This is a genomic window from Streptomyces sp. AC550_RSS872, from assembly GCF_019049285.1.
GTDB lineage: Bacteria > Actinomycetota > Actinomycetes > Streptomycetales > Streptomycetaceae > Streptomyces.
In genome coordinates this window covers 65,320-89,638 of record NZ_JAGMUL010000062.1, presented here as the reverse complement: position 1 = coordinate 89,638, position 24,319 = coordinate 65,320, and the positions used below count along the sequence as shown (strand labels likewise).

Here is a 24,319-nt window from a genome sequence, read left to right as displayed (position 1 = left end):
GCGCGGGAAGGAGACGTGGTGGGGGGTGTGGACCGGCGTTTCCGTGCCCTCGTCTGCGCGTACGCGGTGTCCGGCTACGGCAACTACCTGAACCTGATCGCGCTGAGCCTGTTCTCGTACCGGGTCACCGGCACGGCGTTCGGGGTCGGCGTGGTGATGGCACTGCGCCTGTCCTCCGGCTTCGTCGCCGCGCTCACCGCCGCGGCGCTGTCGGCCAGGACGACCCGCCTGCGGACGATGGTTCTCGCCGACGTCGCCCAGGGACTCGCCATGACCGCCCTGGCCCTGTGTGCGGCCCGCACGCCGATGTGGCTGCTGTGCGGCGCCGTCGTGGTCATGGGCGCGGGCAACACGTACTTCACCGTCGCCCTGCGCAGCGCGATCCCCGCCATGGTCGGCCAGGAGTCCCGTACCCGCGCGAACGGGCTGCTGGTCACGGCGCGGTCGGTCGCCACCGTGCTGGGCTTCGCCTCGGCTGCGCCCGTCATCGCTTTCGGCGGCTACGCAAGCGCGTTCGCCGTCAACGCCGCGAGCTTCGCGGTGTCGGCGGGGGCACTGCTCGCCCTGCGGCCGCGTACGGACGGCGCGGAGGAGCCCGTACGGGAGGAGTCCGGCCGAGGGAAGGACGCGAACGCTCCCCGTCGCCCGCGTCCGTGGCACGGCGTGGCCGGTCTTCCCGGCCTGCTGCTCGGCATGATCATGCTCCGGGGGGTCGACGCCCTCGCGTCCTCCTCGCACAACGTCGCGCTGCCCGTGGTCGCGCACGCCGCCGCCCCGGCCGATCCGGCACTGTTCATGACCCGCTTCTGGGTGGCCTGGGCGGTGGGCACCATCGCCGCCCACCTGGTACTCAAGCGCGCCCAGTGGGGATCGGCGTGGCCCGAACGCGCTTTTGCGATCGGTACGTTGACGATGTCGGGATCCTTCGTGGCGGCGTTCACCGGCCTGCCCGCGGCCGGTCTGATGGTCGCCGCCGCGTGCGCGGGCTTCGCGGACGGCTGGACCGAGATCGTCTACACCTCACGCCTCCAAGCCTCCCCCGACCGGCAGCGCAGCCGGCTGTTCGGGATGTCCGCCACGGCGGAGACGGCCGGCTTCGCACTGGGCACGGTGCTCGCCGCGGCGGCTCTCGAAGCGCTGCCCGCCCTGTCGGTCGTCGGGATGTTCCACGGTGCCGCGGTATGCGGGGCGCTGCTCCTGCTGCTGTTCGCCACCGCCGGTGCCCGGTCGCTGTCGTCCACGAGTGGAGAAGAAGGGGACACGCATGGAACGCGTACAGGGACCGGCACTCTGCCGGGGGCCTGAGCCGGAGTACACCGAGGACGACCCACGCACCGCCGTGGACGCCCTGCTGCGCGCCGCCGCCGCGGACTCCGGCGCTGGTGTCGTCGCGGTCGCCCCGGACGGTGCCACGACCAGCCTGCCCTACCGCGAGCTGCTGTCCCGGGCCCGCCGGCTGCTCGCCGGGCTGCGGGAGCGCGGGCTGCGCGCCGGCGACACGGTGCTGCTGTGCGGGCTGCCGCTGGCGGAGTTCTTCCCCGCCTTCTGGGCCTGTGTGCTGGGCGGCGCCCGGCCCGCGGCGATTGCGGAGCGGGCCGTCCCGGGCTCGCCCGCGTACGAACGCCTGCTGCACGCCTGTACGGTGCTGGACGGGCCGCTGGTGCTCAGCGACGCGGCCGGGGCGCGGGACCTGGCCGTCGCCGCTCCCCACCTGCGGGTCGCGGTCGCGCGGGACTGCCTGGGCGCGCACTCCGCGGACGGCCACATCGACCCGGCCGCGTCCGACGTCGCGCTGCTGATGCTGTCCTCCGGCAGCACCGGTGTGCCCAAGGCGGCGCGGCTCACCCACGCCGGTCTGGCGGACTTCGCCGCGAGCTCCCGACGGATCATGGACGTACGGCCGGACGACACGATGGTGAACTGGCTGCCGGTCGACCACAGCGGCGCGTTCCTGCTGTACCACCTGCTGGCGGTCTTCGTGGGCTGTACCAACGTCCACGCGCCGACCGACCGGGTCCTGGCCGAACCGCTGCGCTGGCTCGACCTCGTCGAGACGTACGGTGCGCAGCACAGCTGGGCGCCGACCTTCGCGTACGGGCTGGTCGCGGACGCGCTCGCCGAGCGGCCGGACCGCATACGGAAACTGGGCGGCCTCAAGACGCTGCTGTGCGGCGGCGAGCAGATCGTGCTGCCGGTGCTGCGCCGCTTTCTCGACGCCACCGCCGCGTCCGGGGTGCGGGAGGGGCACATCGTGCCGGTGTGGGGAATGGCCGAGACGGTCACGGCCGTCACGTACGGGCGGCTGGACCGGCCGGGCACCGTGCACCGTCTGCTCAAGAGCAGCCTGGGCGGCGACCTGGTGCGGGCCGACGCGCGGACCCCGGAGGACGACTGCGTCACCTTCGTCGCGGCCGGCTCGCCGGCGCACGGGGTCACCCTGCGCATCGTGGACGACCGGGACGAGCCCGCGCCTTTGGGCAGGATCGGCCGCCTCCAGGTGAGCACGCCCGCCCGGCTCACCCCCGGCTACGTGAACAACCCGGAGGCGGACGCCGAGGCGTTCCCCGCGGGGCGGGACTGGCTGGACACGGGCGACCTGGCCTTCCTCGACGGCGGGCAGGTCGTGATCACCGGACGGCGCAAGGACCTGATCATCCTCAATGGGCACAACGTGTACTGCCACGAAGTCGAGGAGGCGGCGACCGCCGTCGCCGGGGTCCGTCAGGGGGAGGTCGCGGCCTGCGGCGTACCGGACGAGGACAGTGGTACGGAGCAGCTCGCCGTGTTCTTCGTGAGCCGCGGCGCCGACGAGGACGCGCGGATCACACGGGAGGTGAAGGCCGCTCTCTTCTCCCGGCTGCGCCTGACCGCCGCCCACGTTCTGCCCGTACCGCACGGCGACTTCCCGAGGACCCCCGCCGGGAAGGTACGCCGCGCCGAGCTCCGGCACCGGCTGATCGCCGGTGGCTTCCGCACCGGTCCCGCCCCGCACGCCGACGATGCCGCCTCCGACGACCTGACCCGGGTCGTGTGCGAGGAGATCAGCGCCGTGCTGGGGCACCCGGTGGACGCGCGTGTGCCGTTCTACGAGCTGGGACTGACCTCCCTGCACCTCACCCGCCTGCGCTCGCTCCTGGAGCAGCGGCTCGCGACGCCGATCGCCCAGACCGCGTTCTTCGAGCACCCCACGGCCACGGCGCTCGCCGCGCATCTGGCCGCCGCCCCTGCGCACCGGTCGCAGCCCGTGACCACCGGCTCGGGGCATGACACGGCCGAGCGGCGCGTAGCGGTCATCGGCCTGTCGCTGCGCTTCCCCGGCGCGGACTCGGCGGACCGGTTCTGGGCGAACCTGCGCGACGGCGTGGACAGCGTCCGGGTCTTCGACGAGGAGCGGCTCACCGCAGCCGGCCTGTCCCCGGAGCAGCGGCGCGCCCCCGGCCGGGTGCCGGTCGGAGGCGTCATCGACGGCGTCGACGCCTTCGACGCGGAGTTCTTCGGGATGAGTCCCAAGGAGGCCCGCCTCACCCATCCCGCGCACCGGCTGTTCCTGGAGTGCTGCCACGAGGCGCTCGAGGACGGCGGCTACGCGGCAGTCGAACCGGGCACGAGGGTGGGGGTGTTCGCCGGTACGGGCATGAACCTCTACGACCACCAGCACCCGCCCGCGACCGGTGTACCCGACGCCTCGGACGACCCGGCCACCGGCATGCAGGCCGCCATCGGGCACCAGCCCGACTTCCTCGCCTCCCGTGTCGCCTACCGGCTGGGCCTCACCGGCCCGGCCATCGGCGTGCAGACGGCCTGCTCCACCTCGCTGGTCGCCGTCCACCTCGCCGTGCAGGCGCTGCTGAGCGGCGAGGCACATCTGGCGCTGGCCGGGGCGGCGGCCGTGCACCTGCCGCAGGAGAGCGGCTACCACAGCCATCCCGGGTCGATCCTGTCCCCCACCGGCCGCTGCCGGGCCTTCGACGCGGAGGCCGACGGCACCGTCGGCGGCAACGGTGTCGCAGCCGTACTGCTCAAACGGCTCGACCGTGCGCTGGCCGACGGCGACACCGTGCACGCGGTCATCCTGGGCTCCGCCGTCAACAACGACGGGGCGGGCAAGGTCGGGTTCAGCGCGCCCGGCGTCGCGGGCCAGGTGGAGGTCGTGCGCCAGGCGCTGCGCAGGGCGGACGTCCCCGCCGACACGATCTCGTACGTGGAGGCGCACGGGACGGGAACCCGCCTCGGCGATCCGGTGGAGCTGGAGGCACTGGGCAGGGCGCTCGGGGAGGGCACACGGCGTACCGGGTTCTGCACGGTCGGCTCGGTGAAGCCGAGCATCGGGCACCTCGACAGCTGCGCCGGGATGGCCGGCCTCCTCAAGACGGTCCTCATGCTGCGCCATCGCATGCTGGTGCCCACACTGCACCTGACCCGGCCCAACCCCGACCTGCGCCTGGAGGGCGGCCCGCTCGTCCTGGGCACCGAGCTGCGGCCGTGGCCGGCGCGGGACGGCGTGCCGCGCCGGGCCGGGGTCAGCGCACTCGGCGTCGGCGGCACGAACGCGCACGTGATACTGGAGGAGCCGCCCGTACGCTCCGGACCCCACACCGCCGGACTTCCCGTACTCGTACCGGTGTCGGCCCGCGACACGCAGGCGCTGGACGAGCTCACCAGTTTGCTCCGCGATCGGCTGCGGCAGCGGCCGGACCTCGCGGCGGCGGACGTGGCGGCCACGATGGCGCTAGGCCGGCCCCACCGGGCGTCACGGGCCACGGCCGTCGGCCGGACCGCCGGGGAGCTGGCCGACGCCTTGGACGAGCGCCATGCCGCGCCGCCCGCCCCGCTCGGACCGCTCGCCTTCGCCTTCGCCGGGCAGGGCAGCGGCCGGCGCGGCATGGCGAGCGGCCTGTACGCCGCCTACCCGGCCGCCAGGCGGGTGCTCGACCGGTGCGAGGAGTTGTACGCCGACGAGTTCGGCGGCACTCTGCTCCCGCTGCTGCTGGACGAGTCCGCCGACGACTCCGTCTGGCCCACCGAGACAGCACAGGCCGCCCTGTTCGCCCATCAGGCAGCGCTCGCCGAGGTGTGGCGCGCCGTCGGCGTGCGCCCCGCGCTTCTGTTCGGCCACAGTGTCGGGGAGTACGCGGCCCTCTTCGCAGGCAGCGCCCTCACACTCGACGACGGACTGCGGCTCACCGCGTGGCGCGGGCGGCTGATGCAGTCGGCCTGCCCGCCGGGCGGCATGCTCGCCGTCCGCGCCGCGCAGGCCGAGGCGGAGCGGATCGCGCGGGCCGCGGGTGCCGAGCTGGCGGCGGTCAACGGGCCGCGCTCCCAGGTGATCTCCGGCCCGGCGGACGCCCTGGAGGAGGCCGTACGCCTGCTGGACGGGGAGGGCCTGCGGTGGCGGGCGCTGCCCGTCGACAGGGCGTTCCACTCCGCCGCGGTCGAACCGGCGCTGCGCGATTTCCGTTCGCACGCCGAGCGGGTGGCGTATGTTCCGCTGCGCACGCCGTTGGTCACGGCGGCTGACGGGCAGGTACGCCCGGTGGGCTGGACCCTGGACGCCGACTACCTCTGCCACCAGGCGCGTCGGCCCGTCCGCTTCGATATGGCCATGGCCGCGGCGATGGGGCAGGGGTGCCGGGACTTCCTGGAAATCGGTGCCGGGGCGGCCCTCACCGGCCTCGGCCGCCACTGCGTACCGGAGAGCCGCTGGCTCGGCGGGCAGGGCTCGGGCCCGGGAGCAGCCGACCAGGTGCACGGGCTCCTGATCTCGCTGGGCTCGCTGTACCGCAGGGGGGCCGAGCTTGAGTGGGACGCGGTGAACGACGACGGGGGCAGGGTGCCGCTGCCGGGGCATCCCCTGCGCAGGCACCGGGTGGCGCCCCCGCCCTCGCGCACAACACCGGCCACCCCTCTGAAGGAGTCCACCGTGCCGGACGAACTGCTCGACCACGTACGCCGGCTGACCGCCGACAAGCTCGGCCGCCAGGCGGCGGACGTCGCGCCCGACACGTCGTTCTTCGAGCTGGGCGCGGACTCGCTCTCCCTGATGGGCATGACAGCGGAGCTGGAGCAGCGCTACGGCACACGCGTTCCGGTGCGGGAGCTGTTCTCCACGGCCGACACCCCACGCGCGCTGGCCGAACGCCTGGCTCAACTGGGCGCGGGGCCCGCCCGGAGCCCCGGAGAGACGCGTGCTGAGCCGGGTCAGGAGCCGCACGCCGCGCACGAGCCGCAGCCGCAGCCGCAGCCGCGCCCGGAAACGGTGGCCGCGCCCGCGCCCATGGCACCGGCAGCCCTCGCCCCGGCACCCGAGGCGTCCTTTGGGCTGCACGAGCTGCTGGGGCAGCAGCTTCAGCTCACCGAGCACCTCGTCGACCAGGTGACCGGCGTGATATCCCGGCAACTCGACCTCCTCGCGTCCACGGGAGCCCGGCCCACCACTCCCCCGGCGTCGGCGCTCCCTCCCCTGACGACACCGTCCCGGCCCCAGTCCCAACCCCAGCCCCAGCCCCAGCCCCAGGGAACGACCCCCGCTCCGCCCCCGGCACCCTTGCCGCTCCCGTCTGCGACTGCGGCCCCGTCGGCCTCACCGGCGGATCACGAGCAGCGACCCCAGCCGACGCCCGCCCCCGGGTGCGACTTCAGCCTGTACTTCTTCGGCGACTATCCCCAGGACGCCGACCGCGACAAGTACGCGCTGATCATGGAGGCCTCGAAGTACGCGGACGAACACGGGTTCCACGCCCTGTGGCTTCCGGAACGCCACTTCAACTCCTTCGGCGCGCTGTTCCCCAACCCTTCCGTGCTCGCCGCGGCGCTCGCGGCGAGCACCCGTCGCATCCGGCTGCACGCGGGCTCGGTCGTGCTGCCGCTGCACCATCCGGTGCGGGTCGCCGAGGAGTGGTCGGTGGTCGACAACATCTCCGGCGGCAGGGCGGGCCTCTGTGTCGCGAGCGGCTGGCACGCCACCGACTTCTCGCTCGCCCCGCAGCACTTCGGACGCCACCGCGACGTGATGTACGAGCAGTTGGCGACCGTGCGGCAGCTCTGGTCGGGGCAGTCGCTGCCGACGACCGCCGGTGACGGTGAGCCCGTCGAGGTACGCCTCCACCCCCGCCCCCTGCAACGGGAACTCCCCTTGTACGTCGCGGTGGTGGGCAACCCGGACAGCTACCGCCGGGCCGCCGCCGAGGGCCTGGGCGTGGTCACCAACCTGATGACGCAGACCGTCGAGCAACTGGCGGAGAACATCGCGCTGTACCGGCGCACCCGGGCGGAGCACGGGCTCGACCCGGCGGCGGGCCGAGTCGTGGTGCTGGTGCACACGTACCTCGGTGAGGACGGGGACCGCGTGCGGGCGGAGGCATACCGGCCGTTCGTGTCGTACCTGCGTTCCTCGCTCTCCCTCTTCGGCCAGGTCACCAACAGCCTTGGTCTCACGGCGGACCTCGACAACACCCCCGGGGACGACGTGGAGTTCCTGCTCGAACGGGCCTACGAGCGTTACTGCGCCTCGCGTGCCCTGATCGGCGACGAGGACACGGCCGCCGAGACCGTGCGCCGCCTGGTGGACGCCGGAGCGGACGAGATCGCCTGCTTCGTGGACTTCGGCATGCCGAAGGAGAAGGTCCTGGCCGGGCTGCCGGTGCTCGACCGGGTCCGCCGCCGCGCGCGGCCCGAGGCCGGGGAGCGGGCGGCGCCCGTACCGGAGCGGGTGCCGCTCACACCCGCGCAGCGCCGCATCTGGTTCCTGGAGCAGCTGCATCCGGGGACCGGCATGTACCACGAGCCCAAGGCGGTCCGGCTGGACGGGCCGCTGGACGTGTCGGCCCTGCACCGTGCGCTCCAGCGGGTCGCGGACCGCCATCCGGCATTGCGCACGGTGTTCCTGGACGACGGCGGCGTCCCGTACCAGGAGATCCGCGATCGGGTACGGCTGGAGTGCCCGGTGGACGACCACACGGGGGCGACGGAGGAGGAGGCGCTGCGCGCCGCGCTCGCGACGGAGGGGCGCCGGGTCCTCGACCTGCGCGAGGGGCCGCTCGTGACGGCGCGGCTGCTGCGACTGTCCGAGGAGCGGCATCTGCTCTTCCTGCTGGCCCACCACATCGTGTTCGACTCGGCCTCCACTGCGGTGCTCGTCCGCGACCTCGCCGCCTACTACCGCGCCTCGGAGCACGGCGCCCCCGAGCCGCCGCCCTTGCCGGCGGTGGCCCCGGCCCGCCCGGCGGACCACGCCGCGTCCCTCGGCTTCTGGCGGCGCGAGCTGGCGGGGGCCCCTGAGCTCGCCCTGCCCACCGACCGGCCCCGCCCCCCGGTCAGGTCGGGAGCGGGGGCGAGCCTCACCCACGAACTGGACGCCCAACTCACCAGCGCGCTGAGGGCGTTCGCGGCCAGGCACCGGGCTACTCCGTTCATGGTGCTGACGGGCGCCGTCGCGGCGGTGCTCGGCCGGCTGAGCGGCCAGGACGACGTGGTCCTCGGCACCGTGCTCGCCGCCCGGCCCGCCGGTGCCGACCACCATGTCGGCCTTTTCCTCGACACCGTGCCGCTGCGCCTGGACCTCGCCGGCGACCCGGACTTCCCGGCGCTGCTGCACCGGGTGCGCGCCGGCAGCGCAGAGGCGTACGAGCACAGCGGCGTCCCCTTCGACGAGTTGGTGGGCGCGCTCAACCCGCGCCGGGACCCGGGGCGCAACCCGCTGTTCCAGGTCATGGTGGAGTACGAGAACGAGGGCGAGGTGGAGTTCGACCCGCCCCGGCTGGCAGCGACGCTGGTCGACGTGCCGAGCCCGCGGGCCCCGTTCGACCTGAGCGTCTACTTCACCCACCACCGCGACGGCGTGCGGTTCATGATCGAGTACGACACCGCCCTGTTCGACGAGGTCACCGTGCGCCGCTTCACGCACTATGTGGAGCAGGTGGTGCGCCGCGCCCTCGGCACCCCCGGCGCGCCGCTGCGGGAACTGACAGCCGTGACCGGCGCCGACCGCGCGGCCCTCGCGAGGCTGGGGCGCCTGGACGAGCCGTCGCCCGCCGTCGAGGACACCCTGCACGGGCTGTTCGAGCGGCAGGCGCGGCGGACACCTGACGCCGTCGCCCTGGTGAGCGGGGCGACGAACGTCAGCTACCGGGAACTGGACAGGCGCGCGAACACGCTCGCCCACGACCTGCGCTCCCGAGGCGCCGTGCGTGGGGAGCGCGTGGCGCTGCTGCTGCCACGCGGCCCGGAACTGATCGCCGCCGTGCTGGGGGTGCTCAAGAGCGGCGCCGCGTATCTGCCGCTCGACCCGTCCCTGCCCACCCCTCGGCTCGCCGCGCTCCTCGAGGACGGCACGCCCGTGCTGCTGCTGACCTCCTCATCTGTCCTCTCGCGGCATCCCGGGCTCCGGGCGGGCGCCCCGCACCGGCCCGTACGGCTCGTGGAGGAGATCGACGGCGACCTCCCGGAAGGTCCCCCGACCGACGGCGCGCGGCCCGAGGACCCCGCGTACTGCATCTACACCTCAGGCTCGACCGGCCGCCCCAAGGGGGTCGTCGTGCCGCATCGGGGCCCGGTCAACCTCGTGCGCGGGCACCTGGCGAGCCATTCCGCGCTGCGCACCTTGCAGTGGACGTCGCCCGCGTTCGACGTGAGTGTGCAGGAGATCTTCACGACGCTGTGTTCCGGGGCCGCGCTGGTGCTGATCGACGACGAGGTGCGGCACGAACCGGCGGCGGTGGCGGAGGCGGTGCACCGGCACGGGGTGGAGCGGATGTTCATGCCGTGCACCCCGCTCAAGTACCTCGTCGAGACCGGCCCCGAACTGCCCTCCCTGCGGGAGCTGTTCTCGGCCGGGGAGGCGTTGCAGCTCACTGGCGCGTTCCGCCGGTTCCTCGCCGCGCACCCCGAATGCGCGCTGTACAACCAGTACGGACCGACGGAGGCCTCCGTCATCGTCGCCTCGCACCGGGTCGACCCGGACGGCGAGGAGTGGCCGCCGATCGGCACGCCGGTGCCGGGCGCGCGGATCATCCTGCTGGACGGCGCCGGGCGGGAGGTCCTGCCGGGAGCGGTCGGTGAGATCCACGTGGGCGGCGCTCCGGTCGCTCACGGCTACCATGCCCGGCCGGCGGAGACGGCCGACGCGTTCCTCGCGGACGGCTCGGGCTCCGTGCAGTACCGGACGGGGGACCTCGGGCGCTGGCGTACGGACGGCTCGCTCCAGTACTGCGGCCGCATGGACGACCAGGTCAAGATTCGGGGCCATCGGGTCGAACCTGCTGAGGCGCAGAGGGCGTTGAGCGCCCTGCCGGATGTCCGGGACGCCGCCGTCGTGTCCCGCCGCGACCAGCACGGCGACCAGGAACTCGTCGCCTACGTGGTGCCCACGGCGTCGGACGCGGACCTGCGCGAGCTGCGCGTGGCGCTCTCCGCGGAGCTGCCCGACCACCTGGTGCCGCGCCGCTGGGTGCGCCTGGAGCGGCTGCCGGTGAACACCTCGGGCAAGCTGGACCGAGAGCGGCTGCCCGCGCCCGGGTCCGAGCCGGACGAGGTGGCCGTGGGCGCGGACGCACGGCCCGCCACCCTCCTGGAGAAGGCCCTGCACGAGCTGTGGTGCGAGGAGCTCGGCGAGCGCCGGGTGCCGGTGACCCGGTCCTTCTTCGAGCTCGGCGGCCACTCCCTGAGCGCGATCAGGCTACTGAACCGGATGGCGGACCGGCTGCACGTCGACCTGTCCATGGCCGAGTTCTTCCTGAACCCCACGATCCGGGGCATCGCGGGTCGCGGTGAACGTCCCGCGCCCGCCGAGCGGCTGGTGGACACGGTCCCGATGACGTCCACGCTGCGCAGGCTGTGGCACCGGCACCACGAGCGCTCCGACCCGGGCGTCTACAACGTCGCACACCGCATCGACCTGCGCGGCGACCTCGACCCGCGGATCCTGGCGGGCGCCCTGGAGGATCTGGTGGGCCGCCATCACGCGCTGCGGAGCAGGGCCGTACGACGCGACGGGCGGTACCTGGTCGAGGTGCTGGGCCAGGTGCCCGTGGACCTGCCGGTGGACGACCTGACGGCGCACGCCGACGACGAGACCGTCGAGCGGTGGTGCCGGGACCAGGCGACGCGCCCCCTCGCGATGGACCGCGCGCCACTGTTCCGCTTCCGGCTGGCGCGGCTCGGTCCGGATCACTGGGTGCTGGTGACCGTGTTCCACCACGCCGTGTGCGACGGCTGGTCCATGGGCGTCATCTGGCGCGAACTGCAAGAGCTCCACGACGCCCGGCACCAGGGCACCGACAGTCGGCTTCCGGCGCCCGCCACACAGTTCACGGACTGCGCCCGCGCGGAACACGAGCTGAGTGGCGACCGCAGGGCGGAGCTCGAACGGTTCTGGCTCGCGGAACTCGACGGCGTACCCCTGCGGCTGCCGCTGCCGTACGACAGGCTGGCCCCCGCGAAGCTGTCCGGCCGAGGCGCCCTGCACACCTGGGTCATCGCCGGGGACACGCCGAGGCAGGTCGCGGAGGCCGCCACCCGCCTGGGGACGACGCCGTACGTCGTGCTGGCCGCGACGTTCGCCACCTGGGCGGCCGGGCTGTGCGGCGGGCTGCCCGACGTGGTGCTGGCCGCGTCCAGCGCGAACCGCACCCACCGCGAACGGTCCGAAGTGGTGGGGCTCCTGGGCGACGCGGTCCTGCTGCGCGCACGGCTGGGCGAGGCCGACACGTTCGCCGACCTGGTGAAGCAGCTGGGTGCGACGCTCTTCACCGCGCTCGACCATCAGGAGCTGCCCCTGACGGAGGTGGTGGAGCTGGTCTCGCCGGAGACGGGCGACTCACTGTTCCCGACCGTGCTGTTCACCGTGGTCACCACACCGCCGCCCACCCTGGACATGCGCTCGCTTTCCGCCTCGGTATGCGACCTCCCGACGTCAGGCGTGGCCCGCAACGAGCTGTACGCGGTCCTGGTTCCCGGCGCCGACACGATCACCGTCACCTTCGAGTACTCCACGGACCTCTTCGACGAACCCACCATCACATCGTGGGCGGACACCTTCACCCGGCTCCTGGACCACATCACGCGAACCCCCCACCTCCCTCTGCGCACCACCTGACACTCCCGGGAGAGAAGTGCGCCGCGCCCTGTCCGACTTCCTCGGAGGCTGGGGCGCGGCGGGCGGAGCGTCGTCGTAGCGCTGGACCGGGGCCTACTCGGAGACGTTCTTCCGCGCCTTCTGCTGCTGGCGCGCACGGTCGACCTGTTCACGGATCAGGCCGGTGAACACGTCGTCCGGGTCGTACGGTCCGGCGATGTGGCTGGCGAGTCCGGCTACTTGGGTCCAGTCCGATCCTACGAGGCGTGCCCAGTCCCTCCGGCTGGCCCGGCTACTGCCCGTCGGCGACGACGTCCCAGTGCTCGATGATCTTTCCGTCGACCACGCGGAAGAGGTCCACAACGACGTAGTCGGAGCTGAAGACCCACACCAGGTCCCCGTCGGCGAGGGTGTTGCCGAACCGGGTCCCGCCGCCCCCGGTACCGCTGGGCGAGGGGGCGTCCTGCGTGTTCTGCTCGAAGAACCGCTTCAGCACAGCCGTTCCGCTCGCGGCCGCCGGGTTGTGCTGGTAGTACCGAGGATCCCAACGCTCGTCGATCACGCTCGCGTCACCGTCGGAGAGCTTGCGGTACGCGTCGACCGCGAACTTCCGGTTCTTCTCCTCCTGCTCCTCCGACAGGGTCGGTTCCCCGTTCGGGTACCGGTACACGTCGCTGAACAGCGAGTTCCCGCTGGCCGTCTTCGCCGGCACGGTCTGCGTGATGCCCCAGTGCTCGACCAGCTTGCCGTTGTCGACCCGGAACAGGTCGGCCTTGGCCTGGCCGGTCGCCTCGTTCTTCGGGGTGGCCGACGCGTGCCAGTGCACGGCCACCAGGTCACCGTCGGCGGCCACGTGCTTGACGGTCGCCACCGCACCGGGAATCTTCGCCTTGACGTCCTTGAACGCCTTGGCCTGCCCGTCGGCTCCGCCGGGGACCGATTTGTCGTGCTGCACGTAGTCGGTGGCGACGAGCTCCTTCACCACGTCGGTCTTGTCCTTGTTGAACGCCTCCGAGTACAGGCGCAGAACGAGCGCCTTGTTCGCTTCCTCGGAGGCTGACGACGAGCGAGCCGCGGCAGACGTCGTCGACGGGGCGGCCGGGGCGGTGTCGGTGTTGGACGTGCTGTTGCAGGCGGTCGCGAGGCAGGCCACGGCAACAAGCCCAATCAAGGGCAGAGTCTTCCGGTATCTCATTTGAGTCTCCTGTGTACGGTCGGTCCGGTCCTACTTGGGGGAGCTCCACCAGGCCGTTCCGGCCGCGCGGATCGTGTTGGTACCGCAGTGCACCTCACCGGCGGAAACGTGGTGGGTACGCCAGTCGTCCAGGTAGCGCACCCGCATGCCGACCTTGGCGTACGCCTTGGTCACCGCCTCCGCGAGGATGTCCTTGCCGTTCACGACCGGGCCCCACTGCTTGGGGGCGGCATACGTGGTGGGGGTCAGCACAACGCCGTTGACGGCACCGGGGTAGTAGGCGATGACCGGACGGTCCTGCGCTCCGGGGACGCCACCGAAGCCACCACTCTCGAACATCGCCGGGATCTTCACGATCTCGGCGTCCGTGACGCCGGTCTCGCGCTTCAGCAGCTCCAGGTTCTCCTTGATCTTGCGGGCCGCGTAGGCGTTGTCCTTGAGGAACTGCCGGTCGGACAGGGCCTGGTCGATCGTGGGGATACGGCCCTGGGCGTAGGAGCGGGGGATGGAGAACACCTTCGCGTGGCCGTGCCCGTCGCGTTGCGCCTTGCGCAGCAGGGCGAGCGCGCCCTCCGGGTCGGCGATGCCGATCTTCCAGCCGCGCGGGGTGTCGGCGGGCAGGAACTGCACGAACTCGTCCACGTGGCCGACGCCGAGCCATCCGGTGTCGAGCATCAGCGGGTCCTGCGCCTGCTGGGCCTTGAGGAAGCCCGTGTGCGCGGGCAGCCGGGAGCCGTGCCGGCCGGTGATGATCCGGCCCGCCGGGTAGGACTTGTCGTTGCGGGCGTACGGCGGGATCGTCTCCAGGTTGCCCGTGGAGTTGATCTGGTCGGCCTGGTCGTTGAACCTGCCCTTGTTGATCTGTACGGCGCCGACACCGGGCCCGCGCATCTCGAAGACCTGCTTGCCCGCGTCGCGGTCCATCTGCGCCGAGCGGATCATCATCCGCAGGACGCGCGGCTTGCCGCCCGGGCCGGGCATGCTGACGTAACCGGGCTCGATGAAGTCCTGCGCCCAGATGTCCGAGCCGTCCTTGAACTCGTACGTCGGCTTGGCGATACCGGCCTTCCGCACCTCTTTGGCGAACTCTCGCGCGAACTTCCGCTGGTTGGGGTCGTTGCGGTTTCCGTCCACGACCAGCGCCCGCTCGGTGCGCTGGAGGTGATGGTGCGTCAGGACCGGGGCGGCGCGCAGCATCACCTCGTCCGTGGAGGTGCGGTCGCCGTCGGTGACGGTGAGGCGGACGGTGATCCGGCCGTCCCAGTCCTCCCGTATGACGTCCCGCCCGTCCAGGCCGAGTTGGAGCCCGGCACGCAGTTCGGCGGCGGTGAGGCGGGTGGTGTCGGTGACGTAGGTCCAGGCGTCGCCGCGCTTGAGGAACGGGCGGACCTTGGACTTGCCCGCACCGACCAGTCGGAGGCTGCCGGTGGCCGTGTCCGAGACGTTGCCGGCCGGGGCGGTGCGCAGCGGCGCCAGGTACTCCGGCGCTCGTACGACATTGCCCTGGGCGTCGTTGCAGGCCTGGAGCCGGGCATTGGTCAGCCAGCGGCCGTCCGCAGTCCTCGTCTTGCAACGCTGCTGCTTGTCACCGAGGTTCGGCAGGAAGATCGCGCCCCGCCCGCTGCTCCACGTCGTCTTGCCCGCGATATCGGAGTCCCCGGTGACATCGACTGTGCCGTCGCGGTTCACATCGGCACGGATGTCCGCCCGTACGGCCCCCGTACCGGCAGCCGTGGCCGCCGACACGGTGCCGGAGACGACCGCCAGGGCGATCGCCAACGCTGTCGCGGTCCTGGCCCTTGCTGTGTTCATCCACGTACTCCTGATGGGTGGTGACCGATACCGCCATCCCAACGCGGCCCCATGAGGCATTCACTCCGCCGAGCAGCGGCGCCACCCCCGCCGACAGGCCGGGCTCCAGTCATCCGAAAGTTGCAGTACGCGGTCGAGCCCGACGGCACGGCGAAGCCGGCACGGTGCAAACGGCGTTCACACAGACGTGCGCCCCGGGACATCCGCTCCCGGGGCGCACGTTCGCGTCGGATCCAGCCGCTGTTATGCCCAGCAGCCGTTCACGGTCGCGGCGAGGCCGTCCATCGCGTCCTTGATGGCGTTGCTGTTGGCCGTGGAGCCGTTCTCCACGAAGGAGAAGACCTTCCACCGGCCGTCCTTGCCCTGGGTCAGGCCGCTCAGTGCGATGGCGCCGGTGAGGGTGCCGGTCTTCGCGTGCACCTTGCCGACGGCACACTTCGAGTTCGCGTCGTCGAAGCGGCCCCACTCCGGGCCGAGCGTGCTGCCGGCCTCGCCCGCGACCGGGAGGCCGTCGCGGATCGAGCTCAGACGGTACTCGTAGCGCTCCTCCGTCAGCAGATCGAGGATCTCCGCCAGGGTCTGGGCCGGGATGCGGTTGGCGCGGGAGAGGCCGCTGCCGTCGTGTATCTCGAAGTTCTCCAGCGACACGCCGTACTTCCGGCTCAGCACATCGCGTACGACCGCTGTGCCGCCCTCGAACGTGGCGGGCTGCCCGGCGCGCAGCGCGGTCATCCGCAGCAAGGTCTCGGCGATGTTGTTGTCGCTGACCTTGATCATGTGGTGGACGATGTCCGACAGCTTGGCGGACTTGTGGCGGGACACCGGTACGTCGGTGATGTCCGCCGTCCGGCGGGTGACGTCGCCGTCCACGGTGATGCCGTCGGCGGCGAGCTGCTTGGCGAAGACCTGTCCGGCGTCGATCGAGGTGTCATTCACTCCGTGTCCGTCGACGACGAGGGCGCGGACCGGGGCGACGGAGTCGGGGTAGTAGCCGTCGTTCCAGCCGGTGGCCAGGGTCGGTTCGGGGAAGAGGCTGTCGTCCACGGCGACCTTCACATTGGTGAGGCCCGCGGCCTTCAGTCCGGCCACCGCGTCCTTGGCCATGTCGGCGAGGTCGGCGCTGGTCAGGGTCCGGTCCCCGCCGCCGACGAGGGTGAGGGTGCCATCGCCGTAGACGACCTTCGTCTTGAACCGGTGGTTCGGGCCGAGCACGGTCAGGGCGGCGGTCGCGGTGGCGAGCTTGGTGTTGGACGCCGGCATCAGCGCGGTGGCGCCGTTGTGGTCCCAGACGGTGCCGTCCGACTCGGCGTCCAGCACCACGCCGCTGACGTTGCCGCCCAGGCGCGCGTCGAGGACACGGGTGTTGAGGTTCGCGGCGATCGCCTGGTCGGCGGGGTCGAGGCCTTCGTTTGTGTCCGGGGCCGTGTCGGGGGTCGTCGCGGTGGTGTTCCCGTCGGCGGCGAAGGCCGAGGGACCGGCGAGCGCCGCCGATGCGACGGGCAGGGCCATGGCGAGCACCAGGGCTCGGCGGGCGCTCGTGCCGAGCTGCTTCGGCTTGCGGTGCCGGTGGCGACCGCCCGGGGTGAAGGCGGACGGGGGCACTATTTCGGTTCTGTCGTTCATGGAGGGCTTTCCGTGATGCGCGCCGGTGGAAGAACGGCTGACGTAGTGGGGCACGGGTTGACCATGTGGCGCGAAATGATCAGCGCAGCACAAGTGGTCACATGAGCGGCACGATTCGCGAAAGGTGACTCATAAGTAAGAGACAGAGATCACAAGTTCACGCACGCCGGTCGACTCGAATTGCAGAGGGCGTAACCGGCTGTTCCCCTTCCTCGGCGGCGGTAGTGGCTGAGGCGGGTGCGGTGTTGATGGCGGCGACGCCAGTGTGACCAGTGCAGGACGTGCTCGGCCTCGTGTCGGACGGCGTGGGCGAATCTGCTCAGCAGGCGGCGGATCTCGTTCAGGCTCAGCCGGATCAGATCGTGCCCGCGTCCCCCTTTTCATGAGCGATGGCCCGGACCGCGGCCAGGTGGGCGGCAGCCGCCATGGCGAGGGTGATGTGCCGGTACCGGGCCGAGTGATGGCGGACTTGGTAGTGGTCGAGGCCGGCCTCGTTCTTGGCCGCCTGAAAGCACTCCTCGATCGCCCAACGGGCCCCGGCAGCACGGACGATGTCTGCCAGCGGAGTGTTCGCGGGCGCGTGCACCAGGTAGTAGGCGCGTTCGCCGTCAGCGAGGGACCGCCGGATCAGCAGTGCGTCGTCGAAGCCGTCGCGCCCGGTCAACGGGACCAGGGCCCAGGCGTATTCGCGCAGGCCGTGGGCACCGTCACCGGCGGAGCGGACCTCCCAGGCATGCGCCGGCAGGATCGCCGAGACGGTACGGGCGTTTGCGCGCGCGGCCCGCATCGGTGCTTGCAGGCGATGGCCAGGACATAGCTCAGGCGCTGCTCGGCCAGCCAGCCGCGCAGGATGGGGTCCCGGCCGTAGACCTCGTCGCCGGTCACCCAGCGAAACGGCACCTTCGCGGCGAGGGCCTGCTCCAGCATCGCGCGGGCCGGCGCGGGCTTGGTGTGGAACGCCCACAGCCCATGACTGAGCTCCCGTCAGGCTCCGGCCGAGGGCCCGAGCCGCTGCCTATGCAGCCCACTCCAGCCCGAGTTCCGCCAGGGCGGCGAGCTTGTCGGCGGTGAGCTTGGCGCGCCGGGTCTTGGTGTTCGAGAGGAGCACCCCGAGCTTCACCTCGGTCCCGTCCTCCAGACGCACTATGTGGGCCCTGGGGAAGAGCTCTTCCGCGATGCGCTCGAGGCCGGCCTCGCGCAAAGCGGTCCGGCGGTTCGTTTCGGCGGCCTTCTCGTTCTGCTTCTGCTGCCAGATGACGCCGATGAGAGAGACGACCGCACCCGCGAGTGTCGCGATGAAGGCGATGAGAGCGGTTCCCAGGCCTGATTCCACGCCGACATTGTGGTGCACCCATGCAGAGGGCATCTGTAGGGGTGCGAGGGCAGCTCGGGGCGGGCGGCGGTTGCTCTTGTGCAACGGGTCGGTGATTTGGGCTTCGCGGTCGGCGATGCTCCGGACCTGGAAGCGGAGGTTGGATCGGGCAGCCTTAAGTCGCTCGTCGAGGGTGCGGTTGTCGGCGGTGAGTTGGCGGACTCTTTGTTTGAGGGTGGTGTTCTCCGTAGTGATCCGCTGGATGGCGTCCTCGGTCCGCTCGGCTTCCAAGTCGCATACCTGGCCAAGGAGCAGAGGGCTTCCTCAGCGTTCAGGGCGCGTTCGCGCCAGGTCGCCTCTCGCTCGTCGTCCTGTTCAGCAAGCATGCGGGACCGCTGTTCGCCGACCTGGTCCATCGCTGCGGCGACCGCGGACCTGGCCTCGGCGTTGTCGTAGATGAAGAACCGCAGGACCATTGCAACTCAGGTGCGGAACACCACGCCGTACGGAACCCACGACTTCCGGCTCAACGGACACCGCGACCGCCCCAGCGGTACGCGCCGCAGCTCTCGCCGGCGTATGAAAGCCGCCCGTGTCCCCCAGGTTCACCTGGTGGACACGGGCGGCTTTCATACGCCTGATGCCTCATCAGAAAGTGCGCCAAACGTACGTCAGACGTGCGTCAGACGTGCGTCAGACGTGCGTCACGTGCGTCGCTCGTGCGTCAAGATATCGCCCGTAACGCCCACAGCGCACATCATGCACACCAGGCAAAACCGCAGGTCAGTGACCTTTCTCGGTAGGCTCAAGGATCGCCACGCACTCCACATGATGCGTCATCGGAAACAGATCGAACGCCCGCAACATCCGCACCCGATACCCCCCCTCCCGGAAATACCCCAGGTCCCGAGCCAACGCCGCCGGATCGCACGCCACATAAGCGATCCGCCGGGCCCCCAACGACGCGAGATGCGCCACCGTGCCCCGCCCCGCCCCGGCCCTCGGCGGGTCCAGCACGATGAGGTCCACCTCGGTGATCCCCGTCCGCGGCAGGACCGACTCGACCTTGCCCTGCTCGATGCGGACGCGGTCGAAGTCGGCGAGGTTGTGCCGGGCGTCCTCCACCGCGCGCTTGCCGGACTCGATGCCGAGGACCGCGCCCTTGTCGCCGAGGCGGTCGGCGAGGGCGCCTGCGAAGAGGCCCACGCCGCTGTAGAGGTCGAGGGCCATCTCGCCCTTGCGGGGCAGCAGGCCCTGCATGACGGCCGTCACCAGGGTGTCCGCGGCCTTCGGGTGGACCTGCCAGAAGCCGCCGCTGCCGACCCGGTGCGTACGTCCGTCGGCGCGTTCACGGACGAAGGGGCGGCCGTGGACGCGGTGCGTACCGCCGTCCTTCTCGCCGACCCGCATCACCGACACCGGGCGGTCGAGCTCCACGATCGGCAGTCGTGCACCCGGCCGCGGCGTGAGGATCACCTGGCGGTCCTGCGAACCCGTCGCCGCGATCGCCTCGACCGACGCCATCCCCGTCCAGTCCCGCTTCTCGATGCCCAGCTCGCTGACCCCCTCGGCGGCGATCATGCAGTGGTCGATCGGCTCGACCTCGTGCGAGCGGTGCCGGCGCAGTCCGGCGTGGCCGTCGGCGTCGACGGCGTACTGCACGCGCGTGCGCCACTGCGGCACCTGTCCGGCAGGCAGCTTGTCGCCCTCGGCCGGCATCACCGTGCCGTCCCAGCCGACGTCCTCCGGCGTCAGTCCCGCGAGCCGCCGCAGCTGCTCGGCGATGACCTCGCCCTTCAGCCGGCGCTGCGCCCCGGGCTTGGCGTGCTGCCAGTCGCACCCGCCGCAGCGACCGGGGCCGGCGAAGGGACAGGGGGCCTCGATGCGGTCCTTGGAGGCGTCCAGCACCTCGACCGCGTCGGCGCGCAGGAAGCGGTCGCCCTCCTCGCCCTCGGTCACCCGGGCCACGACCCGCTCGCCGGGCAGCGTGTGGCGGACGAACAGCACCTGGCCCTCTGCCGTACGAGCGATGCAGTGGCCGCCATGGGCGACGGGGCCGATCTCGACCTCGTACTCCTCCCCCACCAGCGACTTCTTCGGTTCTGCCTGCATGGTGGGGTGACTCCAGATCGAGAGGGGCGACGGCACGGGCCGACCGGCGGTCCGGTCGAGGGCCCGAGGCGGACAACAGCCCACCAGTCTACGGGCTCGCGGCCGCACGCCCCGCCCGCGTCAGCGCTGGGCGTCCGGCTCGACGGGCTCCTTCGCCCGCTCCGTTGCAGGGCCCCGCCGCACCGAGCCCGGCGCGTTCCAGTCCTGCCGCTTGCGGGCCCTGGCCTTGGCGACCTCGGACGACTGGAGCTGGTAGGGCACGGACGTCACCATGATGCCCGGCGTGAACAGCAGCCGGCCCTTCAGCCGCAGCGCGCTCTGGTTGTGCAGCAGATGCTCGTACCAGTGGCCGACGACGTACTCGGGGATGATCACCGACACCGCGTCGCGCGGGGACTCCTTGCGCAGCCCCTTCACGTACTCGATGATCGGCCGCGTGATCTCGCGGTACGGCGAGTCGAGCACCTTCAGCGGTACGTCGATCCCGCGCCGCTCCCACTCCTCGCGCAGCGCCTTGGTCTCCGCCGGGTCGACGTTGACGCTGAGCGCCTCCAGGGTGTCCGAGCGCAGCAGCTTGGCGTAGGCCAGGGCGCGCAGGGCGGGGCGGTGGATCTTGGAGACAAGGACGACCGAGTGGACGCGGGACGGCCGTACGCTGTCGTCGCTCGGGCCCTCGGGGGCGGCGAGTTCCTCGGAGACATGGTCGTAGTGGCGGCGGATCGCCGTCATCGTGCCGTAGAAGATCACCATGCCGAGCAGGGCCACCCAGGCGCCGTGCGTGAACTTGGTGACGAGCACGACGATGAGGACCAGGCCGGTGAAGAAGGCGCCGAAGGTGTTGATCGCGCGGGAGCGGATCATGTGGCGGCGCTTGGCCTGGTCCGTCTCCGTCGCCAGGAGGCGGTTCCAGTGGCGGACCATGCCGGTCTGGCTGAGCGTGAAGGACACGAACACGCCGACGATGTACAGCTGGATCAGGCGGGTGGAGTCGGCGCCGTACATCCACACCAGGAGAATGGCCGCGCCCGCCAGGAGCACGATGCCGTTGGAGAAGGCGAGCCGGTCGCCGCGGGTGTGCAGCTGACGGGGCAGATAGCGGTCCTGGGCGAGGATCGAGCCGAGCACAGGGAAGCCGTTGTAGGCGGTGTTGGCCGCCAGGAACAGCACCAGGGCGGTGGCCGCGGCGAGCACGATGAAGAAGAAGCTCCCCTTGCCGAAGACGGCCTCGGCGACCTGTGTGATCACCGGGTTCTGGACATAGCCGGAGCCGACCGCGACGCCGTCCTTGATCAGGTCGACGGCCGGGTTCTCGGCCATCCGCACCTTGGTCACCATGGCGAGCGCGATGATGCCGCAGAACATGGTGACGGCCAGCAGGCCCATCATCGCCAGCGTGGTCGCGGCGTTCTTCGACTTGGGCTTACGGAAGGCCGGGACACCGTTGGAGATCGCCTCGACACCGGTGAGCGCGGCACAGCCGGAGGAGAAGGCGCGCAGCAGGAGGAAGACGAGCGCGAAGCCCGCGAGGCCCTCGTGTTCCGCTTTGATCTCGTACGACGCCGTGGGCGCCCGCATGGTGTCGTCCAGGATCAGCCCGCGGAACGCGCCCCAGGCGATCATGATGAAGACGCCCACGACGAAGACGTACGTCGGGATGGCGAAGAGGCCGCCGGACTCCCGGACGCCGCGCAGGTTCATCACCGTCAGCAACAGGATCACCGCGACCGCGCACTCGACCTTGTGCTCGACCACGAACGGGATCGCGGAGCCGAGGTTCTCGATGCCGGAGGAGATGGAGACGGCGACGGTGAGCACGTAGTCGACGAGCAGGGCGCTCGCGACCGTGAGGCCGGCCTTGGGGCCGAGGTTGGTGGTCGCCACCTCGTAGTCGCCGCCACCGCTGGGGTAGGCGTGCACGTTCTGCCGGTAGGAGGCGACCACGGTGAACATCAGCACGACGACCGCGACCGCGATCCAGGGGCTGAAGTGGTACGCCGACACGCCCGCGATGGAGAGGACCAGCAGTACTTCTCCGGGCGCGTATGCCACGGAGGACAGCGGGTCGGAGGCAAAGACGGGCAGTGCGATGCGCTTCGGCAGGAGGGTTTCCGCCAGCCGGTCGCTGCGCAGCGCGCGCCCGATCAGAATCCGTTTGGGCACGTCGGTCAGTTTGGACACAACAGAGAATCGTAGGCCCCTCTCCTGGGCCGGAGCACATCCGGGTGAAATCGCGCGCGGCGCCGGGGTGAATTCCGTGCCCCGCACGCGCCGGGCGCGGGCCCCGCGGCGCCCCCATGCCTCCATGACCTGCGTACCTGCGGATCCGCCCACCTGCGTCAGTACGCTCATCACATCCGGGAGACCTCATGTCGCAGACGGCCGCTCAGCTCGTCGGAGCCCTCGTCTCACTCGCCGGACTCGGTGTTCTGGCACTCGCCAGCGTCCGCAGCTTCAACCGCCGCTGAGGCGGGCGTACGGGACACCAGACTCGCCGGTCGGTGTGTCAGAGGCGGACGTTACGGTGGACCGAGGCACACCCGAGCCGACCTGACCCGCGGTCCGTGGCGCAGTCCACGATCCGTACCGCGAGGGATCATCCCCGGCATTCCCCGGCATGATGTTGCCCAGCGGTCCGCGACCGGCCCGCGCCTGTTGCCCGGCGAACCGAGAGAAGGATATGAGCACCACGTTCACGCAAGTCAGACGCCTAACGAGGAGTGCGGGGTAAGACCGTGCACATCGTCATCATGGGTTGCGGAAGGGTGGGTTCCGCTCTTGCCCAGACCCTGGAGCAACAGGGGCACACGGTCGCCGTGATCGACCAGGACCCCACCGCGTTCCGCCGCCTGGGCCCCGGCTTCGGAGGCCGCCGGGTCACCGGCGTCGGCTTCGACCAGGACACCCTGCGCGAGGCGGGCATCGAGGAGGCCGGCGCCTTCGCCGCCGTCTCCAGCGGGGACAACTCGAACATCATCTCCGCGCGCGTGGCCCGCGAGATGTTCGGCGTGGAGAACGTCGCGGCCCGGATCTACGACCCCCGCCGCGCCGAGGTCTACCAGCGCCTCGGCATCCCCACGGTGGCCACGGTCCGCTGGACGGCCGACCAGATGCTGCGCCGTCTGCTGCCCTCGGGCGCCGAGCCGCTGTGGCGGGATCCCACCGGCGGCGTCCAGCTCGCCGAGGTGCACACGTCCACGGCCTGGGTGGGCCACAAGATCAGCAGGCTCCAGGAGGAGACGGGCGTCCGCGTGGCGTTCCTGACCCGGCTCGGCGAGGCGATCCTGCCCACCTCGCAGACGGTGTTGCAGGAGGGCGACCTGGTGCACGTCATGATGCGCACCGACGAGGTCGACAAGGTCGAGGCGGCGTTCGCCAAGGGTCCCGAAGAGGAGGGCGGTCACTGATGAGGGTCGCCATTGCCGGTGCCGGCGCGGTGGGTCGCTCCATCGCGGGCGAACTGCTGGAGAACGGCCACGAGGTCCTGCTCATCGACAAGGCGCCGACCGCCATCTCGGTCGAGCGGGTCCCGCAGGCGGAGTGGTTGCTGGCCGACGCCTGCGAGATCACGTCCCTGGACGAGGCGGCACTTCAGCGCTGCAACGTGGTGATCGCCGCGACGGGCGACGACAAGGTCAACCTGGTCGTGTCGCTCCTGGCCAAGACGGAGTACGGCGTCCCGCGCGTCGTCGCCCGGGTGAACAACCCCAAGAACGAGTGGCTGTTCAACGAGTCCTGGGGCGTGGACGTGGCCGTCTCCACCCCGCGTCTGATGTCGGCCCTGGTCGAGGAGGCGGTGAGCGTCGGCGACCTGGTCCGTCTGCTCCGCTTCAGCCACGGCGACGCGAACCTCGTGGAGCTGACCCTGCCGGAGGAGTCGGCCCTGGCCGGCACCCAGGTCGGCGATGTCGAGTGGCCCCAGGACACCTCCCTGGTCACCATCATCCGCGGCACCCGCGTCCTCACCCCGTCCCGCGAGGACTCCCTGGAGGCCGGCGACGAACTCCTCTTCGTGGCCGCGCAGGCCCGCGAGGAGCAGCTGGAGGACCTGCTGTCGGTACGCCGGGAGGACACGGCGAGCTGAGTCCTTCGAGGGACTACGACGAAGGGCGCCCCGAGGATCTCAGGGCGCCCTTCACATTTCGGTCTCAGGGGCGCCCTTCACATTTCAGCGCCGGTCGGCACATCCAGCCCGTCC

At 71.5% G+C, this 24,319-nt stretch carries 12 protein-coding genes; 4 read left to right on the top strand and 8 right to left on the bottom strand.

From position 1 onward, the window contains the following. Positions 1-18 precede the first annotated feature (18 nt). Together KUM44_RS25480 and KUM44_RS25475 are read left to right on the top strand one after the other, a co-directional pair. Positions 19-1,305, top strand: coding sequence for an MFS transporter (locus tag KUM44_RS25480; RefSeq protein ID WP_308402717.1), 1,287 nt, complete (start codon positions 19-21; stop codon positions 1,303-1,305). Further along, positions 1,265-12,091 (top strand): non-ribosomal peptide synthetase/type I polyketide synthase, encoded by a 10,827-nt coding sequence (locus KUM44_RS25475; RefSeq protein WP_217211434.1) that lies wholly within the window; start codon positions 1,265-1,267, stop codon positions 12,089-12,091. The genes KUM44_RS25480 and KUM44_RS25475 overlap by 41 nt, the downstream gene beginning before the upstream one ends. 271 nt (positions 12,092-12,362) lie before the next feature. Here the strand turns inward: KUM44_RS25475 and KUM44_RS25470 are convergent, their stop codons facing one another. The 8 genes from KUM44_RS25470 to KUM44_RS25430 form a co-directional block, all read right to left on the bottom strand. Next, on the bottom strand, positions 12,363-13,241 hold the full coding sequence (locus KUM44_RS25470; protein WP_254390077.1) for an ester cyclase: 879 nt from the start codon (positions 13,239-13,241) through the stop codon (positions 12,363-12,365). A gap of 54 nt (positions 13,242-13,295) precedes the next feature. After that, complete coding sequence (locus KUM44_RS25465) at positions 13,296-15,077, bottom strand: protein-arginine deiminase domain-containing protein (RefSeq protein WP_217211431.1); 1,782 nt, start codon at positions 15,075-15,077, stop codon at positions 13,296-13,298. 243 nt (positions 15,078-15,320) lie between these two features. After that, positions 15,321-16,700, bottom strand: coding sequence for a D-alanyl-D-alanine carboxypeptidase/D-alanyl-D-alanine-endopeptidase (gene dacB / locus KUM44_RS25460; protein WP_217211429.1), 1,380 nt, complete (start codon positions 16,698-16,700; stop codon positions 15,321-15,323). A 355-nt stretch (positions 16,701-17,055) separates the two neighbouring features. Further along, positions 17,056-17,364 carry a hypothetical protein gene (locus tag KUM44_RS25455; protein ID WP_217211427.1) on the bottom strand — a complete coding sequence of 103 codons (309 nt, stop codon included), beginning with the start codon at positions 17,362-17,364 and terminating at the stop codon, positions 17,056-17,058. After that, on the bottom strand, positions 17,361-17,627 hold the full coding sequence (locus tag KUM44_RS47635) for a transposase (RefSeq protein ID WP_217211425.1): 267 nt from the start codon (positions 17,625-17,627) through the stop codon (positions 17,361-17,363). Before KUM44_RS47635 ends, KUM44_RS25455 begins: the two co-directional genes overlap by 4 nt. 88 nt (positions 17,628-17,715) lie before the next feature. Continuing rightward, positions 17,716-18,303, bottom strand: a complete 588-nt coding sequence (locus KUM44_RS47630; RefSeq protein ID WP_374202073.1) for a hypothetical protein — start codon at positions 18,301-18,303, stop codon at positions 17,716-17,718. 492 nt (positions 18,304-18,795) lie between these two features. Beyond that, a complete protein-coding gene (locus KUM44_RS25435; protein ID WP_217211423.1) occupies positions 18,796-20,124 on the bottom strand; it encodes a class I SAM-dependent RNA methyltransferase in 1,329 nt (442 codons plus the stop codon). Positions 20,125-20,244: 120 nt separating this feature from the next. Next, on the bottom strand, positions 20,245-22,302 hold the full coding sequence (locus KUM44_RS25430; protein WP_217211421.1) for an APC family permease: 2,058 nt from the start codon (positions 22,300-22,302) through the stop codon (positions 20,245-20,247). Positions 22,303-22,856: 554 nt separating this feature from the next. Here KUM44_RS25430 and KUM44_RS25425 point away from each other — a divergent pair. Next, on the top strand, positions 22,857-23,528 hold the full coding sequence (locus KUM44_RS25425) for a TrkA family potassium uptake protein (RefSeq protein ID WP_217211419.1): 672 nt from the start codon (positions 22,857-22,859) through the stop codon (positions 23,526-23,528). Continuing rightward, positions 23,528-24,205 (top strand): TrkA family potassium uptake protein, encoded by a 678-nt coding sequence (locus KUM44_RS25420; protein ID WP_062719493.1) that lies wholly within the window; start codon positions 23,528-23,530, stop codon positions 24,203-24,205. The genes KUM44_RS25425 and KUM44_RS25420 overlap by 1 nt, the downstream gene beginning before the upstream one ends. Positions 24,206-24,319: the final 114 nt, after the last annotated feature.

What these genes read in the sequence shown, in the direction of transcription:
- KUM44_RS25475 (WP_217211434.1), top strand. Translation starts at nt 1,265, where the DNA reads ATGGAACGCGTACAGGGACCGGCACTCTGCCGGGGGCCTGAGCCGGAG.
- KUM44_RS25465 (WP_217211431.1), bottom strand. Translation starts at nt 15,077, where the DNA reads ATGAACACAGCAAGGGCCAGGACCGCGACAGCGTTGGCGATCGCCCTG.
- dacB (WP_217211429.1), bottom strand. Translation starts at nt 16,700, where the DNA reads ATGAACGACAGAACCGAAATAGTGCCCCCGTCCGCCTTCACCCCGGGC.
- KUM44_RS47635 (WP_217211425.1), bottom strand. Translation starts at nt 17,627, where the DNA reads ATGCTGGAGCAGGCCCTCGCCGCGAAGGTGCCGTTTCGCTGGGTGACC.
- KUM44_RS25435 (WP_217211423.1), bottom strand. Translation starts at nt 20,124, where the DNA reads ATGCAGGCAGAACCGAAGAAGTCGCTGGTGGGGGAGGAGTACGAGGTC.
- KUM44_RS25420 (WP_062719493.1), top strand. Translation starts at nt 23,528, where the DNA reads ATGAGGGTCGCCATTGCCGGTGCCGGCGCGGTGGGTCGCTCCATCGCG.